Consider the following 18,015-nt stretch of genomic DNA (forward strand, 5'->3'; position numbering starts at 1 on the left):
TTAAGTAGGGGTTTAACTATCTCACAGTATTAAATACTCTTTCCTGAAGAGAGGTGGACGGGAAGAAAGTAGCCGGTTGTCACAACTTCTTCACCAGCAATTTTTCGAAGCAACAAATCTACCAGTAAACAAGCTATATCTTTCAATGGTTGCTGTATAGTGGCTAGTTGGGGATAGTAGTTTTCTACAAAATAAGTTCCGTCGTAACCGATGACTTTTAGATCCTCTGGAATTTTGATTTCCAATTCTTGAGCGACTTTCATGATTAAAATGGCTGTCAAATCATCTGAAGCAAAAATGGCATCAGGTTTTCTATGTTTTAAAATATTTTTGATTTCCATTTCTTTGCGAATAGGAGAGAAGTCACTTGATACATTGATAATTGGTGCATCAGGTAGAATGGAAGCAAAACCTGCATGGCGGAGACCTGTCGGGGAGTTTGAATTATCATTTCCGGTAATCATAATGATATTTTGGGCACCGGATTTGACCAAGGTTTCTGCAGCCAAGACACCACCAGCATAGTTGTCCGAAGATACAACAGGAATGGAAGGGGATAAGTTGCGGTCAAAAGAGATAATGGGAGCTGTTACACGGTCATAATCAGAGATGCCTAAGTTGTGGCTACCTGAGATAATGCCATCCACTTGATTGGCTTCTAGCATCTCCAGATACTCTTTTTCCTTACTTGAATTGTGCTCGCTATTGCAGATGATTGTCTTGTAGCCTCTTTTGAATAACTCATGCTCTAATTTGTCAATGAGTTCGGCATAAAAAATGTGACTGATATTTGGGAAAATCAATCCAATCAGTTTAGCGGATTTTCCTTGTAAGCTACGAGCGAGATTATTGGGCTTGTATCCCAACTCGCGCATGGCCTCATTGACTTTTGTAATCGTTTTTTCTGAGAGGTAGCCTTTTTTGTTAATTACACGGGATACAGTGGTTGGGCTGACTCCAGCAATTTTTGCAACATCAGTTAACTTCGCGACCATAATCTAATTCATAGTAAGTTCCAGTTGGATTTCCCTCGCTGATAAAAATACCGTTTTGGTTTTCATGAGGGAAAACGCGACCTGAAAATACTTTTTCTCCTTTGTTAATAAAAATTTCAAAAACTGACTTATCAATGAAGATAGTAGCAGTTGTAGCTTGGTTTTCAATCGTACAACTACGAACAGTACCAAATTCAAGAGCGTATTGCTCACCGGCTTGACTACGGTCAACTGTTACTTGACCATTTTTGATGTCAAAGTAAATGCGTAACCCCTTATGCTCTTGATCTGCAAAGAGGACGATTTCAGCTTGTGAATCAGCTGTAAATTCTAGTTCTAATTCATAGCAGTTCGTTGTCTGCGCTTGATTAGCAAATGTTTGGCTATTATCTGTGCGCAAGGATGTGATAGCTGGGACAGGGTATTGATAGAGTTTACCGTCTTTTAGGGTTAATTCTTTGACCAAAGAGAATGTTCCTTGGTGGTCGAAACGGTCGGATGGATAGGCAATATCTGGTAATCCTAGCCAGCTGACAGCTAAGGCACGTCCGTCAGGAGCATTGAAAGCTTGAGTGGCGTAGCATTCAAATCCATAATCTAAATTTTGCAGAGGACTAGGTTCAACAATTGTTGCTTTCTTTGTGTCAAACGATTGACCTATTTTATACATATTTGGATAAATATTGTCATAAGGAGTGACTTCTTTTGATAAACCTTGAGGACAGTAGAGCAAAATTGGCTTATCATCAATAAAGACAAGATTTGGACATTCCATCATGTAGGCGGTGTTGTCATTTTCAAAGTCTAAATTACCGACTTCTTCCCAGTTTGTATAATCGTTGTCAACCGCTTTATAAAGCTTGATATAGCCTTTTTTGTCAAGGTTTTGTTCCCCAACAATGGCGTAAAATTGTCCGTGGTAGTTAAAAATCTGAGGATCACGAAAATGATCTGTAGCGTCCTGAGGTTGTTCAATCAAGACTTTGTTTAGTTTTTGAATATGTCCGTCTTTGTCCAGCAAAGCGCCGATTTGGTAAGGGTGACGAACCCAATTCTCATCACGGACATTTCCAGTATAGAATAGGAAAAGTTTGTCGTCAAACTGCATAGCAGAGCCAGAGTAAGCACCGTGACTGTCTAATGGGGTGTCTGGCAGAACACGAACACCGGTTTCTGTGAAGTGTACGAGGTCATCACTTTCCAGTTGTACCCAAGACTTGAGCCCATGAGTTGCACCAAACGGAAAATTTTGATAGAAGACAATCCATTTTCCGTCAAAATAGGAAAAACCATTTGGGTCATTCAGCAGTCCCGTATCAGGCTCTACATGGTAGGTAGCACGCCAAGGTGATGTAGCGATTTTATTTTTTATCTGTTGGATTTCGTTTTCAGTCCATTGTTCATATCGTTTGTAACGTTGTTCAGTAGTCCAAGCCAATCTTTTGTCCTCCAAGATAGTTTTCTTACTTATATAGTAAACGTTTTCTCTGAAAAAATCAACTTTTTAATAGAAAAAAATAAAATTTCTGCAAAACGCTTGACATATTTTGGAATCATGTTAAAATAATAGTCGTAGGAGCGATTAAATCGCTTTCATAAATTTTAATTATTTTCAATAAGGAGATGCAAATGGAAAATAAGGACATTGCAAAAGCAGTCATTGAGGCCATTGGCGGACGTGACAATGTAAGTAGTGTTGCTCACTGTGCGACCCGTCTGCGTGTCATGGTCAAAGATGAAGCTAAGATTGATAAAGACAGAGTTGAGAATCTTGAAAAGGTTCAGGGAGCTTTCTTTAACTCAGGCCAATACCAAATTATCTTTGGTACTGGTACAGTGAATAAAATCTATGATGAAGTGGTAGCACTTGGTTTGCCTACGTCTTCAACTGGTGAACAAAAAGCGGAAGCGGCTAAAAAGGGAAATTGGTTCCAACGTGCTGTTCGTACATTTGGTGACGTATTTGTGCCAATCCTGCCAGCAATCGTAGCAACAGGTCTCTTCATGGGGATTCGTGGTGCGATTAATAACGATACGATTCTTGGGTTATTTGGAACAACTTCAAAAGCCTTTGCTGCGTCAGACTTCTATACTTACACAGTTGTGTTGACAGATACAGCATTTGCCTTCTTCCCAGCTTTGATTTCTTGGTCAGCTTTCCGTGTATTCGGTGGGAATCCAGTGATCGGTATTGTACTTGGTTTGATGTTGGTAAATACCGCTCTTCCAAATGCTTGGGATGTAGCTTCTGGTGCTGCAAAGCCAATCATGTTCTTTGGTTTCATTCCAGTAGTTGGTTATCAAAACTCAGTATTGCCAGCCTTCTTCGTTGGACTACTTGGTGCGAAACTTGAAAAATGGTTGCATAAGAAAATTCCAGATGTGCTTGATTTGCTTGTTGTGCCATTCTTGACCTTCCTTGTGATGTCAGTTCTTGGACTCTTTGTCATTGGTCCAATCTTCCACTCACTTGAAAATGTCATTCTTGCTGCGACAAAAGCTATTCTTGCCTTACCGTTTGGCTTAGCTGGTCTCATCCTTGGTGGTGTGCATCAGCTTATCGTGGTAACTGGTGTTCACCATATCTTCAACTTACTAGAAGCACAATTGATTGCAAATGAAGGAAAAGATGCCTTTAATGCAATCATCACAGCTGCTATGACTGCCCAAGCGGGTGCAACTCTTGCAGTTGGTGTAAAAACAAAATCTAAAAAACTAAAAGCTCTTGCCTTCCCGGCTGCTCTCTCTGCAGGTCTTGGAATTACTGAACCAGCTATTTTCGGGGTAAACTTACGTTATGGTAAACCATTTGTACTTGGTCTTGTTGCCGGTGCTGCTGGTGGTTGGTTAGCTTCTATTCTTGGACTTGCTGGTACTGGATTTGGTATTACTATTATCCCAGGTACGCTTCTCTATCTGAATGGTCAAGTTCTTCAATATATCTTTATGGTACTTGTAACTACTGGTCTTGGATTTGGTTTGACTTACGCATTTGGTTACAAAGATGCTGAAGAAGAAGTGACTGAAGCAAAAGAAGTAGTAGAAGCTAATGAAGCAGCTGCGCCAGTCCTTTCTGATGAAACAATCGTTTCTCCAATCGTTGGTCAAATGGTTGACTTGAAAGATGTCAATGATCCAGTATTCTCTAGCGGTGCTATGGGACAAGGAGTTGCGGTGAAACCTAGTGAAGGTGTTGTGTATGCTCCTGCGGATGCAGAAGTGACAATCGCATTTGCAACTGGTCACGCTTATGGCTTGAAAACGACAAAAGGTGCTGAAATCTTGATTCACGTAGGTATTGACACAGTTTCTATGAACGGTGACGGATTTGATCAAAAAGTTGCTCAAGGTGATAAGGTGAAAGCTGGCGATGTTCTTGGTACATTTGATGCTGCGAAAATTGCAGCCGCTGGTCTTGATGACACAACTATGGTGATTGTTACTAACACAGCTGATTATGCTTCTGTTACTCCTGTTGCAGAGGGTACAGTAGCGAAAGGCGATGCTGTGATTGAGCTAAAAGCCTAACCGTATAATGTGATAAGAGGCTGAGCAAAAAGGTTCAGCTTCTTCACTTTTGGTTAACAAAACACATTAACACAGCGGTTGATTGTTTTCTTTGCTCGCTTCACGTCTCAAAGTTGTCAATCAACTGTGCAGGGGTGGGAAACGAACTCTTTCCAGTTCTTTCCCACTCCCTTTTCTTTGAAAAAGAGAAGAAAAAGTAAGATTTTTACTCAGAAGTCATATGATGATATGCTATAATGAATAGAGAAGAAAACAAAATAAAAAGAGGTTTTGAAATGACAAAATTGTATGGAAGCCTAGAAGCTGGTGGTACAAAATTTGTATGTGCGGTTGGAGATGAAAACTTTGAAGTAATTGAAAAAACACAATTTCCAACGACCACATCGATTGAAACGTTGGATAAGACGATTGCATTTTTCTCTCGTTTTGAGAATTTAGCTGGTCTTGCGGTGGGTTCATTTGGTCCGATTGACATTGATCCTAATTCAAAAACGTATGGTTTTATTACAACGACACCTAAGCCACACTGGGCAAATGTTGATATTGTTGGTACTTTGCGGCGTGCATTGAATGTACCGATTTTCTTTACGACAGATGTTAATAGCTCTGCTTATGGTGAAGTAGTGGCACGAAATAATGCAGGCGGACGCATTGAAAATCTAGTTTACTATACGATTGGGACGGGGATTGGAGCCGGTGCTATTCAACGTGGTGAATTTGTTGGTGGGACGGGTCATCCAGAAATGGGGCATTACTATGTTGCGAAGCACCCAATGGATGTGGAAAAAGAATTTAATGGAGTGTGTCCATTCCATAATGGCTGTTTAGAGGGATTAGCTGCTGGACCTAGTTTAGAGGCCCGGACAGGCATTCGAGGTGAAAATATTGAACTAAACAGCTCTGTTTGGGATATTCAAGCCTATTATATTGCGCAAGCAGCAATTCAAGCGACAGTGACTTTCCGACCAGATGTGATTGTCTTTGGTGGAGGTGTTATGGCGCAACAGCACATGTTGGATCGCGTTCGTGAAAAGTTCACAGTTTTGTTGAATGGTTATTTGCCTGTTCCAGATGTACGTGATTACATTGTAACGCCAGCGGTTGCAGGAAATGGGTCAGCGACACTTGGAAACTTTGTCTTAGCTAAAAAAGTCAGCGAAAAAGCCAAAGGATAATTGAGTAATTGAGAGCAAGTGAGTGAATATTGAATAAGCTTGCTCTTTTTTTGATATAAGGAAGAAAATGATTAAACCAATTGTAAAAGATATGTTGGCTTTGCAGCAGAAAGCACAACCAGCAAGCAAAGAAGATGTCGAAATTGGGCAAGATTTGTTCGATACCTTAAGAGCGAACAAAGATAAGTGTGTCGGAATGGCAGCCAATATGATTGGAATGCAGAAGCAGGTCATTATTTTTATGTATGGTATGGTGCCTGTTATCATGTTCAATCCTATTTTGAGAAGGAAGTCATCTCCTTACCGAGCGGAAGAGTCCTGTTTATCACTTGCGGGGAGTTGCTTGACAACTCGTTATAAGGAAATTACAGTTGAATATTTGGATCAACATTGGCGAAAGCAAACGCTGACTTTGAAAGATTTTCCTGCACAAATCTGCCAGCATGAACTGGATCATTTGGAAGGGATTTTGATTTAATGACCTGAAAACTCAGCTTTTATAGTACTGGGTTTTTAATTGGTCAGAAAAATAGTTCTCATAGGAACTTTTTTCTTGACATTCGTTTAAATTATAGTAAAATAGTTCTCATGGAAACCAATTGGTTCTCTAGAGAACTATTTGAAAGGAAGTCAAAATGGAAAAACCATTATTGGAATTCAAGCGATTTGGACGAAAAACACATCTAATGATTCAAAAAATTGCCAAAGAGCGAGGAATTGAATTTATGGCGGGTCCGCAGGGGCAGGTATTGCATTTTGTGAATCACCGCGAAGACTGTGATAAGATGACCTTTATTAAAGATATTGAGCAGGAGTTGGGCATTACTAAGTCCGTTGCCAGTAATTTAATGAAGCGGATGGTGAAGAATGGCTTGATTTATCTGGAAGTGAGTGAGACCGATAAACGCGCTAAGATTATTCGTTTAACGCCGGAATCAAAAGAGCGCATGAATAAAATTCGTGATTTTTTTGATGAAATGGATCGTTGCCTATTGACAGATATTTCAGAAGAAGATTTGGTTACTTTTTTTCAAGTGATGGGGAAATTTTACCAGAATATTGAAAAATTAGAAAAAGGAGAAGCGAATGTTTAAATTGTTTAAACGTTTAACTGTCAAAGAAGTAGGGATGATTGTCATCAGCATTTTGTTTACTTGTTTAACAGTTTATTTAGAATTAGAGGTTCCGACTTATATTTCAAAAATTACGGAACTCCTCCAAACGAAAGGAACAGTAGTTTCTGACTTGTGGAATCCAGGTTTGAAAATGATTGGATTGTCTTTTGCGAGCTTTCTTAGTGCTGTGACAGTTGGCTTTATTGCGGCTAGATTGGCGGCTAGCTTTACAACGAGTTTGCGGTCAGATATTTTCAATCGTGTACTGGATTATTCAGATGCTGAGATTAAGAGATTCTCTATTCCGAGTCTTTTGACGCGGACAACCAACGATCTTACGCAAATTCAACTTATGATTACTATGGGCTTGCAAGTCGTGACTCGTGGGCCGATTATGGCGATTTGGGCGATTACAAAAATCATTGGGAAATCAGAATACTGGCTCTGGGCAGTTATTGTCGCAGTTATTGTGAATATGATTATGACGACAGTTTTGATGACGTTGGCCTTTCCAAAGCAATCTGTTATTCAACGGTTGACTGATAAGTTAAATAGTATTACGCGTGAAAGTCTAACAGGGATTCGTGTTGTTCGGGCTTACAATGCTGAAGACTATCAAGATGACAAATTTGCAGAGGCAAATGATGAAGTGACTCGGTTGAATCTCTTTGTTAGTCGGCTCATGGCTATTTTAAATCCGATTATGATGGGGATTTCGAGTGGTTTGACCTTGGCAATATACTGGATTGGTGCTTACTTGATTCAAGATGCAGCTTTACCAGAGCGCTTGCCTATCTTTAGTGATATGGTAGTCTTTATGTCTTATGCCATGCAAGTGGTGATGGGCTTCATGCTCATGGGTGCTCTTTTTATCATTCTACCTCGTACCTTGGTATCTGCTGGGCGGATCAATGAAGTACTTGATTTATATTCAACGATTGAGTCTCCAGAACACCCTAAAGAAGCTAAAGATATTAAAGGAGAAGTGGTCTTTGATAATGTGTCTTTCCGCTATGATAAAAATTCTGAGGCTGTCATTGAGCATGTCAGCTTTACAGCCAAAGCAGGCGAAACGGTGGCTTTCATTGGTTCAACCGGTTCTGGGAAATCCACTTTAATCAGCTTAATTCCTCGTTTCTATGATGTGACAGAAGGAAGAATTTTAGTAGATGGCGTGAATGTAAAAGATTATCAGTTGGAAGATTTGCATAATAAAATTGGCTACATTCCACAAAAAGCTGTTCTCTTTTCTGGTGATATAAAGAGTAATTTAGATTTTGGACAAAGCAATGAAAGTCCATTGGATGATGAAAAAATGTGGTCTGCGTTGGACTTGGCACAAGCGAAATCATTTGTTGAAGAAAAAGAAGGTGGTCTGCACTCAGAGGTTGCACAAAGCGGAACCAATTTCTCTGGTGGTCAAAAGCAGCGGTTGGCGATTGCGCGTGCACTTGCTAGGAAACCTGAAATTCTGATTTTTGACGATTCATTTTCAGCACTGGACTATAAGACAGACCGTATTTTGCGAGAAGAATTGGCGAAAAAAGTGAAAGCTACAACCAGATTGATTGTAGCTCAGCGGATTTCAACGATCATGGATGCTGATCAGATCTTGGTATTGGATAAAGGGAAGGTTGTTGGGCAAGGGACTCACAAAGAGCTACTAGAGACCAACGAAGTTTATCAAGAAATTGCTTACTCACAATTATCAAAGGAGGAATTGGAAAATGGAAAATAAAAAATCATCTTTATTTAGCCAAGTGAAACCCTATATCAAAGGATTCCAGTTTCCATTGCTCATTGCATTTGTGGGAGCGGCAGTGTCTAGTATTATTACAGTTTATGGACCGGACAAATTAAAAGAAATTACGAACCTCATCACAGAAGGAATGCGAAGTCAGATTGATTTGCAGGCGATCTCTAATATTGCTCTTTTCTTAGCGATTTTGTACGCAGCAGGTGCTTTGTTAAATTACGTTCAATCTTTTATCATTTCATCTGTTATTCAGCATTTCTCCAAACGCTTGCGGACAGCTATTGCTGAAAAAATCAATAAATTACCATTGCGGTATTTTGATAGTCATTCTCAAGGAGATACTCTTTCGCGGGTCACAAATGACGTGGATACTGTTGGGCAATCTTTGAACCAAAGTTTGGGAACGGTGATTTCATCAAGTTTGCTTCTCATTGCAGTTCTCTTTATGATGTTTTACAATAATGTGGTCTTGTCCTTTGTAACGATTGGTTCAGTCTTGATTGGCTTTGCCTTTGTTGCTTTGATTATGGGAAAATCTCAACGATTCTTCCGAGCGCAACAAGAAAATCTTGCCAGCGTCAATGGCTATGTGGAAGAAATGTACTCTGGGCATAATGTCATTGTCAGCTACAATGCCACAGACGAATCCAAAGTAGCCTTTCAAACACTTAATACTAACCTTTACAACAGTATGTGGAAATCACAATTCATTTCAGGGATTATGATGCCGCTTATGATGTTTGTAGGGAACTTCGGTTACGTTATGGTTGTTTTGGTTGGGGCGAGCATGGCCTTGAATGGCGATGTCACTATGGGAACGATTGTTGCCTTTATGGTATATGTACGGATTTTCTCTCAACCGTTGTCACAAATTGCACAAGGGATTACTACTCTTCAACAAGCTAGCGCTGCTATGGGACGCGTATTTGAATTTTTAGCAGAGCCTGAAATGGAAAATGATGAACACAAAGCGCAACAACTCACGACCCTAAAAGGAGATGTTGCCTTTGATAAGGTATTCTTTGGTTATAATCCAGATCGAACGATTATTCATGATTTCTCTGCCAATGCAAAAGCAGGGCAAAAAATTGCCATTGTCGGTCCGACCGGTGCTGGGAAGACGACCATTGTCAACTTGCTCATGAAATTTTATGAGATTGATAAGGGTCGCATTACAATTGACGGTGTTGATACGAAGCAAATGAAACGTTCTGAGGTACACGATGCCTTCTCCATGGTTCTCCAAGACACTTGGTTATTTGAGGGAACGATTAAGGAAAATTTGATTTACAATCAGAAAAATATTTCTGACGAAGCAGTTGTGGCAGCTGCCAAAGCTGTTGGGGTTCATCACTTTATCAAGACTTTGCCAAAAGGATATGATACAGTGTTGGATGACACAGTCAGTCTTTCTGTGGGGCAAAAGCAATTGTTGACCATTGCGCGTGCCCTTCTTAAAGATGCTCCATTGCTTATCTTGGACGAAGCGACTTCATCTGTTGATACACGGACGGAAGAGCTGATTCAAAAAGCGATGGATAAACTAATGGAAGGACGAACTTCCTTTGTCATTGCTCACCGTTTGTCAACAATTCGTAATGCTGATTTGATTCTCGTTATGCGAGATGGCAATATCATTGAACAAGGAAATCACGATCAATTGATGGAAGAAAATGGCTTCTATGCTGATCTTTACAATAGTCAATTCGATGAAGACGCAGAGTATGCGTAAAGGAAATGACAAACGATAAATTACAATAGGGACTCTTTCTAGTCAAACTTTGACCGGAAAGAGTTTTTTGTTATTAAATTTTTGAAAAAGTATAATCTTTATATATAAAAGACTAGACATTTAATAAAAACTGTGCTATACTAATTTCAATGATAGGTAATTTGTTAATAAAAACTTACCTCATATACAAAATTTTAAGGAGAAATTTCATGACAAAAGCGTTAATTATCTGTGCAGCAGGGATGTCTTCTTCTCTCATGGCTAAAAAGACAACTGAATACCTTCAAGGTCAAGGACAAGATATTACTGTTGAAGCAATTGGAGCAACAGAAGGAAATAAAGTAATTGAATCTGCCACATTTGATCTTTATTTAATTAGTCCTCAAACAAGAATGTATTTCAAACAATTTGCTGACCTCGGAGAAAAAGTTGGACGTCCAGTTGTTCAAATTCCACCTCAAGCCTATGTTCCAATCCCAACAGGAGTCGCAGCTCTGGCTAAAGTAGTCACAGACAATCTATAAAGAGGATGTTATGAATACAGAAGAATTACAAGTAGTAGCATTTGAAATCATTCTTCATAGTGGAACTGCGCGTGCAACAGTACACGAAGCATTTGCAGCGATGCGACTTGGTCACTACGATGAAGCTTCTCAAAAATTGGAAGCCGCGAATACAGAATTGGTTGAAGCACATCACGCACAGACGAAATTGTTGCAAGATTACGCAAGTGGCGTTGAGATTAAGATTGAGATCATCATGGTTCATGCACAGGATCATTTGATGACAACAATGACATTACGTGAAGTGGCATTAGAGATGCTTGAATTATATAAAAAGTTAGAAGAAAAATAATTTATTTATAAACCTCCTAAGAATAAACTTATAGTATTTGTGTGAATTAGTTACATGTTATAGGTTTATTTTTTATCTTTTATTTAGCATAAACTCCCCAAGGTATCGGAACCCTTGGGGAGTTTTGCTAAATTTAATCTTCAAAACCATTTTTGTCAGACAGTTCTTTAAAGAAATAACCTGATTTTTTAATGGTTCGCTTGCCTTGTTTGTCTAGGTCAACAGCAATGAGACCATAGCGATTTTTATAGGCGTTATTCCAAGACCAGTTATCCATACAAGTCCACATATGGTATCCTAAGCAATTAGCTCCTTCGTGGATAGCTTGATGAAGGTAGCGAAGATGATTTTTGACAAATTCGATACGATAGTCATCTTCAATTTGACCATTTGCGTTGATGTAACGTTCTTCACCTTCAACCCCCATACCATTTTCTGAGATATAGCAAGGAAGATTTCCATAGTTATCACGAACATTCATCATAATGTCGTAGATTCCTTTTTCATAGATTTCCCAACCGCGATAAGGGTTCATTTTTTTTCCTGGCATATCATAGTAGTCAAAGAAATCATCTGGCATAGGATTCTGCGGATCTTTATCAGCAGAGTTTTCTTTGGCTTGAACTCGACGTGGCTGGTAATAATTGACACCAAGCAAGTCAATGGTATTTTCTTTAATGGTCTTTAAATCCTCATTTGTGTGTTCTGGCACCATATTTAGTTCCTTAATAAGAGCAATCAAATCAGCAGGGTATTCGCCTTTGATGGCAGGATCTAAGAAAGAGCGATTAAAGAAAGCATCTGCAATTTGAGCAGCTTTGACGTCTTCGGGATTATTCTCATCACGCGGATAGCTTGGGGTTAAGTTGAGGATAATCCCAATTTTACCATCTTGCTTTTCATGATAGGCTCTGACAGCTAAGCTGCTGGCTAGCATTTCGTGAAAAGCTACTTGAACAGCGTGTTTCATGTTGACTTCATTTGGATAATGGAAATTGTAGAGGTAGCCACCTTCGACGGGGACAATGGGTTCATTGTGAGTGAACCAATATTTGACGCGATCACCAAATAGGTCAAAGCAGGTTCTTGCAAAGTTTACATAAGCATCAACCGTTTCCCGATTAAGCCAACCGCCTTTTGCTTGTAGTGCCATTGGCATGTCAAAATGGTATAAGTTAATAAATGGTTCAATTCCATTTGTAATCAGTTCATCAATGAATGAATTGTAAAAATCTACGGCTTGTGGATTAACAGCACCAACGCCTTCTGGGATTAGACGACTCCATTGGATAGAAGTGCGGAAAGAATTGTGTCCAGTTGCTTTCATTAGTTGCACATCTTCTTTGTAATACTGATAATTATAGGAAGCTTTATCAGGTCCAATATGGTTGAAAAATTTTTCAGGTTCTTTGTTGTACCAATAGTCCCAGATATTCTCTCCTTTTCCATCACCGTCAAATCGACCTTCTGTTTGCGGCCCACTGGAAGCAGTTCCCCAGAAAAAGCCTTTTGGAAATGTTAAAAATGTCATATATTTTCTCCTTTTAAAAAATCTTTACAACACAATTCTATACCTTTTGTGGAAAAAGTCAATCTTTTTGTTAAAAAGTATAGACATTTTTTGAAGAATATAGTATAGTTAAAGTATCAAAAAAGAAAAAGAGGGATAATTGATGAACAAGTTTCTAGATCAAATCGGTGATAAGTTATTGCCATTGGCAAACAAGCTCGCGGCCAATCGTTATTTGACTGTTTTGCGGGATGCCTTTATGCTCTCCTTTCCATTAACGATGTTTGGCTCAATTGTAGTCGTATTTAACAATTTGCCGTTTTTCAATGATGCAACGAAAGCTACTTTGTCTAATCTATTTGGCAGTGGACAAAATGCAACGATGTCAATTATGACAGTTTTTGTAACGTTTGGTATTGGCTATTATTTGTCTAAGAGTTATGAAGTTGAAGGGATTTTTGGTGGAGCTATTTCCTTTTCTAGTTTCCTTCTTTTGACACCGTTTTACACGATGACGGATAAAGGAGCAAAGGTTTCAGGGGTTCTTAGTTTAGATCGTTTAGGAGCTAAAGGGATGTTTCTCGGGATGCTTGTTGCATTCTTAGCAGCAGAAATCTATTGCTGGGCGACGAAAAAAGGTTGGCAGATTAAAATGCCAGATAGCGTTCCGCCTGCAGTAGCCAAATCATTTGCGGCTTTAGTTCCTGCCATGTTAACTCTAGTGGTGTTTCTGTTTGTCAATGCTGGTTTGACAGGATTTTTCAATGCAAATCTTCATGATATTATTTACAAGGTTATTCAAATACCATTGGTTGGATTGGGTCGCAGTATCTGGGCAACTTTGCTTGCAATCTTCTTTGTTCAATTTTTATGGTTCTTTGGACTTCATGGACAAATTCTTGTTAATTCTGTCATGGATCCAATTTGGAATACATTGATGTTGGATAACTTAGAGGCTTATCAGGCTGGCAAGCATTTGCCACACATTATTTCCAAATCATTTATGGAAACATTTACTGTTGGTTTAGGTGGTTCTGGGATGACGCTAGCTGTAGTTATCATTATGGCTTTTATTCTGAAAAAGAAAATGTATAAAGATGTTGGCCGACTTGCGCTTGGTGCAGGAATCTTTAATGTCAATGAACCTGTTATTTTTGGACTTCCTATCGTTTTAAATGCGACTATTCTGATTCCATGGGTTTTAGCGCCGATTGTTGTGACTGCGTTTAACTATAGTGTGATGGCAGTAGGAATTGTTCCAGCTCCAACAGGAGTGGCAGTTCCTTGGACGGTGCCCGTATTCTTTAGCGGAATACTAGCAACCAATTCTATTTTAGGAGGTATTCTTCAATTGGTGGATATGGTCATTGTAGGTCTTATCTGGTATCCATTCCTTCGTATGCTGGACAAACAACCTGATTCTGTATTATAATGAGATGAAAGAGAGATTCGCGGGAGCTATCTTATGCCTAAATACGAAGAAATAACAAATATACTTCGAGATCGAATTGCAAATGGAGTCTACCCAGTAGACTCCATGTTGCCTACTCAGTTTGAATTATCAAAAGAATTCGGTGTTAGCCGAATGACTATAAAAAAAGCTGTTGAGATTTTAACCATTGAGGGACTTATTTTTTCCAAACAAGGGAATGGAACGAGAGTGTTAAATTCATCCTTTTGGGATAAAGAAGATTCAAAATTTCGCTTGAATAACTACAATGGCTTGAGTCAAGATTTAAAAAATGATGACCGAAAATTAACGAGCCAGATTATTCAATTTGCAGTTGAATTTCCAGAAGCTGAGATTGCAGAGCGTCTGCAAGTGGAAGTAACGGCACCAGTTTATAAAATTATACGATTGCGTCTGCTTGATGACCAACCTTATGTGTTGGAGCACACGTATATGCCGTGTGACTTGGTGCCAGGGTTGGATGAGAGCATTTTGCTTCAGTCTATCTATGCTTATTTATGGGATGAATTAAACTTAAAATTTGCCGGAAGTTATCGCCATATCACAGCTGAAAAGCCAGATGAATATGACCAAAACTATTTGGCTTGCCAAGAGACAGATCCGATTTTGCAGGTGGAGCAAGTTGTTTATCTGGAAACTGGACGTCCGATTGAGTATTCGAAAAGCCGCAATCGCTTTGACACGAGAGGGTATTCTCTTTTAGATGTTAAAAATATTTAAGTCATTTGTGCAAGATTAAAGGAGGGAATGATGTCAGAACCATTATTTTTACAATCTGTTATGCAGGAAAAAATCTGGGGCGGAACGAAGCTGCGAGATGAATTTGGCTATAAAATTCCCAGTGATAAAGTAGGCGAATACTGGGCGATTTCGGCTCACCCGCATGGCGTATCTACGATTAAAAACGGTCGCTTTGCTGGTATGGGCTTGGATCAGCTCTATGCAGAACACCGAGAGTTATTTGGTAACAGCAGCGAGCCTGTTTTTCCGCTTTTAACCAAAATTTTGGATGCCAATGATTGGCTTAGTGTTCAGGTTCACCCAGATGATCATTATGCTATGGAGCACGAAGGGGAGTTGGGAAAAACAGAGTGCTGGTATGTGATTGCTGCAGATGAAGGAGCAGAAATTATCTACGGGCACAATGCCAAGTCACGAGAAGAGTTGCGCCAGCAGATTGAAAAGAAAGAATGGGACAAGCTCTTAACCAAGGTGCCAGTCAAGGCTGGAGATTTTTTCTATGTTCCAAGCGGTACTATGCACGCCATTGGATCAGGTATTTTGATTTTAGAAACGCAACAGTCTAGCGACACTACCTATCGTGTCTACGACTTTGACCGAAAAGATGATGAAGGCAATCTGCGTGAGCTGCATTTGGAAAAATCCATTGATGTGCTCAATATCGGTGCGCCGGCCAATAGCCGTCCAGTCACGGTGAAAGCAGATGATTTGATGTCAACGCTTTTAGTAGCTAGTGATTTCTTTGCTGTTTACAAATGGGAAGTATCAGGAAAAGTTACTCTTGAGAAAACGGCTCCTTATTTATTAGTGAGTGTGCTGGCAGGACAAGGGATGCTGACAGTAGATGGAGAAACGTATCCAATTGCAAAAGGAGACCATTTTATCCTACCAAGCGATGTGGAAGAGTGGACTTTCGAGGGGAAAAACCTTGAAATGATTGTTAGTCATCCGTAATAGCTTTTATAGAACATTAGAGGTTAGGGAAAAGTCCGTAACCTCTTTGAAATTATAAGTCTAAAGCATCATGATGTAGTGGTTCAGTAGTTTGCCTATTTTTTTACAGATGATTTCCAAGCAATGATTTCAGTCTATTTTACTCTCTTACTTATGCAGAAATTATCAGTTATATTAAAAAATGATGTCATTTTCAGAAAACGTTGATAGTATTTCAAAAAAGCGTTATAATGGCTGATATTGAAAAATTTAGGAGAAAAAGATGTTTTCCAAGTTGAAGAATATTTTTATTGGTCGACCTTTGAAATCAAGCGATGAGGGAGAAGAAGGGAACTTATTAACAAAACTGCAAGCTCTGGCTATGTTGTCAAGCGATGCTCTATCTTCGATTGCCTATGGTCCTGAACAAGTTGTTTTGGTTTTGGTATCCGTATCTGCTGGCGCGATTTGGTGGTCGTTACCAATTGGTATTGTGGTGCTGATTTTGCTGGCCAGTTTAACCATTTCATATCGTCAGGTGATTCATGCTTACCCACAAGGCGGTGGGGCTTATATGGTTACAACGGAAAATCTTTCACCAAAAGCTGGTCTAGTTTCAGGTGGTAGTTTGCTAGTTGATTATATGTTGACAGTAGCGGTATCCGTTTCTTCTGGAGCGGATGCAATTACGTCAGCAATTCCTGCTTTGCATCCGTATAATTTGCACATTTCGATTGTTTTAGTGCTGATTTTAATGTTAATGAATTTACGTGGCTTGCGGGAATCGGCGGTTTCGCTGATGATTCCAGTTTATTTGTTCATCGCAAGTACCGTTTTCTTAATTGGCTTTGGTTTATTGCAATTATTACTGGGGAATTTATCCTACCATGCAACAGCTCCGATTGGAAAATCTATCTCAGGTGTTAGTTTAGTGCTCCTGCTACGTGCATTTACGAGTGGTTCGGCTTCTCTGACAGGTGTGGAAGCTATTTCAAATTCTGTACCATTTTTCAAAACACCCAAAGCTGAAAATGCAGCGAAAACCTTGGCAATTATGGCAGCCATTTTAGGTTTCATGTTTGCTGGTATTACTTTTTTAAACTACTGGATTGGCATCGTTCCGGTAAAAGGCGTTACAACGCTCGCTCAAATGGCGCAAGCTATTTTGGGAAATTCACCTGTTGGGCAGCTTCTCTTTTATATTTTCCAACTGTCAACAGCTCTCATCCTTGCTGTAGCGGCTAATACAGGTTTTTCGGCCTTTCCCATGTTATCCTACAATATGGCAAAAAATAAATATATGCCACACATGTATATGGAAAAAGGAGCACGCCTTGGTTATTCAAATGGGATTCTGACTTTAGCTATCGGTGCTATTCTTCTTTTGCTAATTTTTAATGGGAATACTGAACGGCTCATTCCACTTTACACTATTGGTGTATTTGTGCCTTTTGCTCTTTCTCAAACGGGAATGGTCGTGCATTGGCGCAAGCAGTATGGAAAATATTTCTTGAAATATTCAGTAGCAAATATTTTAGGCGCTGCTATTTGTTACACCATTGTAGCGATTTTGCTACTTTTTCGTTTGCGAGATATTTGGCCATTCTTTCCGATTATCATCGTTTTATTATGGATTTTCTTGAGTATTAAAAATCATTACAATAAAGTGGCGAAACAGCTGCGTTTGAATGAAGAAATTGAACGCGTAGACTATGCAGGAAATCTGGTTTTGGTGCTTGTTGGAAATGTCACGCGTGTTAGTGTCGGTGCGATGAATTATGCGCGTAGCATTGGTGATGAGGTGATTGCCATGCATGTATCTACCAAAGAAACACAAGAAAAAGATGAAGAAGTAGCCAGTGAATTTAAACAATATTTTCCGGATATTCAATTTGTAAATGTGGAAACAAGCTACCGTAATATCATCAGACCAACTGTACAGTATGTGACAAAAATCGCTCGTGGTGCGCAGAAGAAAGGTTATACCGTGACGGTGCTAGTACCACAATTCATTCCAAATCATAGTTGGCAAAACATGCTACACAATCAAATGAGCTTGAAATTGAAATATTTCCTCAGATGGCATGAAAATGTTGTTGTAGCTAGTTATTCTTATCACTTAAAAGAGTAAGGACATAGAACGGTAGTTTTGAATGGAACTGCCGTTTTTATCCTTTTATTTTCTTGAAAGATATAGTGAAAAA

15 protein-coding genes are annotated in these 18,015 nt (G+C 39.3%); 12 read left to right on the forward strand and 3 right to left on the reverse strand.

What is annotated here, in order from left to right; all coding sequences use genetic code 11:
- Positions 1–29: 29 nt before the first annotated feature.
- Together EL079_RS09475 and EL079_RS09480 are read right to left on the reverse strand one after the other, a co-directional pair.
- Positions 30–995, reverse strand: coding sequence for a LacI family DNA-binding transcriptional regulator (locus EL079_RS09475; protein WP_003031743.1), 966 nt, complete (start codon positions 993–995; stop codon positions 30–32).
- A complete protein-coding gene (locus EL079_RS09480) occupies positions 976–2,433 on the reverse strand; it encodes a sucrose-6-phosphate hydrolase (protein WP_003031721.1) in 1,458 nt (485 codons plus the stop codon). Before EL079_RS09480 ends, EL079_RS09475 begins: the two co-directional genes overlap by 20 nt.
- A gap of 191 nt (positions 2,434–2,624) precedes the next feature.
- On the opposite strand from EL079_RS09480, the gene EL079_RS09490 reads away from it, so the two are divergent.
- The 8 genes from EL079_RS09490 to EL079_RS09525 all read left to right on the forward strand — a co-directional run bounded on the left by EL079_RS09490 (position 2,625) and on the right by EL079_RS09525 (position 11,156).
- Complete coding sequence (locus EL079_RS09490; RefSeq protein WP_003031802.1) at positions 2,625–4,523, forward strand: sucrose-specific PTS transporter subunit IIBC; 1,899 nt, start codon at positions 2,625–2,627, stop codon at positions 4,521–4,523.
- A gap of 275 nt (positions 4,524–4,798) precedes the next feature.
- Positions 4,799–5,698, forward strand: a complete 900-nt coding sequence (scrK, locus tag EL079_RS09495) for a fructokinase ScrK (RefSeq protein WP_018543579.1) — start codon at positions 4,799–4,801, stop codon at positions 5,696–5,698.
- A gap of 67 nt (positions 5,699–5,765) precedes the next feature.
- Complete coding sequence (locus EL079_RS09500; protein ID WP_003031760.1) at positions 5,766–6,176, forward strand: peptide deformylase; 411 nt, start codon at positions 5,766–5,768, stop codon at positions 6,174–6,176.
- A gap of 157 nt (positions 6,177–6,333) precedes the next feature.
- Positions 6,334–6,792 carry a MarR family winged helix-turn-helix transcriptional regulator gene (locus tag EL079_RS09505; RefSeq protein ID WP_003031754.1) on the forward strand — a complete coding sequence of 153 codons (459 nt, stop codon included), beginning with the start codon at positions 6,334–6,336 and terminating at the stop codon, positions 6,790–6,792.
- Positions 6,785–8,551, forward strand: a complete 1,767-nt coding sequence (locus tag EL079_RS09510) for an ABC transporter ATP-binding protein (RefSeq protein ID WP_003031770.1) — start codon at positions 6,785–6,787, stop codon at positions 8,549–8,551. The genes EL079_RS09505 and EL079_RS09510 overlap by 8 nt, the downstream gene beginning before the upstream one ends.
- Positions 8,541–10,301, forward strand: coding sequence for an ABC transporter ATP-binding protein (locus EL079_RS09515; protein WP_003031741.1), 1,761 nt, complete (start codon positions 8,541–8,543; stop codon positions 10,299–10,301). Before EL079_RS09510 ends, EL079_RS09515 begins: the two co-directional genes overlap by 11 nt.
- A 209-nt stretch (positions 10,302–10,510) precedes the next feature.
- On the forward strand, positions 10,511–10,825 hold the full coding sequence (locus tag EL079_RS09520) for a PTS cellobiose transporter subunit IIB (protein WP_003031794.1): 315 nt from the start codon (positions 10,511–10,513) through the stop codon (positions 10,823–10,825).
- A gap of 10 nt (positions 10,826–10,835) precedes the next feature.
- Positions 10,836–11,156 carry a PTS cellobiose transporter subunit IIA gene (locus EL079_RS09525; protein ID WP_003031767.1) on the forward strand — a complete coding sequence of 107 codons (321 nt, stop codon included), beginning with the start codon at positions 10,836–10,838 and terminating at the stop codon, positions 11,154–11,156.
- A 133-nt stretch (positions 11,157–11,289) separates the two neighbouring features.
- Here the strand turns inward: EL079_RS09525 and EL079_RS09530 are convergent, their stop codons facing one another.
- Entirely contained in the window at positions 11,290–12,687 is a 1,398-nt protein-coding gene (locus EL079_RS09530; RefSeq protein WP_018543578.1) for a glycoside hydrolase family 1 protein, read from the reverse strand.
- 142 nt (positions 12,688–12,829) lie between these two features.
- Here EL079_RS09530 and celB point away from each other — a divergent pair, with 142 nt between their 5' ends.
- The 4 genes from celB to EL079_RS09550 all read left to right on the forward strand — a co-directional run bounded on the left by celB (position 12,830) and on the right by EL079_RS09550 (position 17,942).
- Positions 12,830–14,098: a PTS cellobiose transporter subunit IIC gene (gene celB / locus EL079_RS09535; protein WP_003031790.1), complete on the forward strand. Its 1,269-nt coding sequence runs from the start codon at positions 12,830–12,832 to the stop codon at positions 14,096–14,098.
- Positions 14,099–14,131: 33 nt separating this feature from the next.
- Entirely contained in the window at positions 14,132–14,857 is a 726-nt protein-coding gene (locus tag EL079_RS09540) for a GntR family transcriptional regulator (protein ID WP_003031784.1), read from the forward strand.
- Between the two features lie 30 nt (positions 14,858–14,887).
- The gene (gene manA / locus EL079_RS09545; protein ID WP_018543577.1) at positions 14,888–15,832 is read left to right on the forward strand and encodes a mannose-6-phosphate isomerase, class I; all 945 of its coding nucleotides are present in this window, start codon (positions 14,888–14,890) and stop codon (positions 15,830–15,832) included.
- 262 nt (positions 15,833–16,094) lie between these two features.
- Positions 16,095–17,942: an APC family permease gene (locus EL079_RS09550; RefSeq protein ID WP_003031207.1), complete on the forward strand. Its 1,848-nt coding sequence runs from the start codon at positions 16,095–16,097 to the stop codon at positions 17,940–17,942.
- Positions 17,943–18,015: the final 73 nt, after the last annotated feature.

This window comes from Streptococcus anginosus (genome assembly GCF_900636475.1).
GTDB lineage: Bacteria > Bacillota > Bacilli > Lactobacillales > Streptococcaceae > Streptococcus > Streptococcus anginosus.

What these genes read in the sequence shown, in the direction of transcription:
- EL079_RS09475 (WP_003031743.1), bottom strand. Translation starts at nt 995, where the DNA reads ATGGTCGCGAAGTTAACTGATGTTGCAAAAATTGCTGGAGTCAGCCCA.
- EL079_RS09490 (WP_003031802.1), top strand. Translation starts at nt 2,625, where the DNA reads ATGGAAAATAAGGACATTGCAAAAGCAGTCATTGAGGCCATTGGCGGA.
- scrK (WP_018543579.1), top strand. Translation starts at nt 4,799, where the DNA reads ATGACAAAATTGTATGGAAGCCTAGAAGCTGGTGGTACAAAATTTGTA.
- EL079_RS09500 (WP_003031760.1), top strand. Translation starts at nt 5,766, where the DNA reads ATGATTAAACCAATTGTAAAAGATATGTTGGCTTTGCAGCAGAAAGCA.
- EL079_RS09505 (WP_003031754.1), top strand. Translation starts at nt 6,334, where the DNA reads ATGGAAAAACCATTATTGGAATTCAAGCGATTTGGACGAAAAACACAT.
- EL079_RS09510 (WP_003031770.1), top strand. Translation starts at nt 6,785, where the DNA reads ATGTTTAAATTGTTTAAACGTTTAACTGTCAAAGAAGTAGGGATGATT.
- EL079_RS09515 (WP_003031741.1), top strand. Translation starts at nt 8,541, where the DNA reads ATGGAAAATAAAAAATCATCTTTATTTAGCCAAGTGAAACCCTATATC.
- EL079_RS09520 (WP_003031794.1), top strand. Translation starts at nt 10,511, where the DNA reads ATGACAAAAGCGTTAATTATCTGTGCAGCAGGGATGTCTTCTTCTCTC.
- EL079_RS09525 (WP_003031767.1), top strand. Translation starts at nt 10,836, where the DNA reads ATGAATACAGAAGAATTACAAGTAGTAGCATTTGAAATCATTCTTCAT.
- EL079_RS09530 (WP_018543578.1), bottom strand. Translation starts at nt 12,687, where the DNA reads ATGACATTTTTAACATTTCCAAAAGGCTTTTTCTGGGGAACTGCTTCC.
- celB (WP_003031790.1), top strand. Translation starts at nt 12,830, where the DNA reads ATGAACAAGTTTCTAGATCAAATCGGTGATAAGTTATTGCCATTGGCA.
- EL079_RS09540 (WP_003031784.1), top strand. Translation starts at nt 14,132, where the DNA reads ATGCCTAAATACGAAGAAATAACAAATATACTTCGAGATCGAATTGCA.
- manA (WP_018543577.1), top strand. Translation starts at nt 14,888, where the DNA reads ATGTCAGAACCATTATTTTTACAATCTGTTATGCAGGAAAAAATCTGG.
- EL079_RS09550 (WP_003031207.1), top strand. Translation starts at nt 16,095, where the DNA reads ATGTTTTCCAAGTTGAAGAATATTTTTATTGGTCGACCTTTGAAATCA.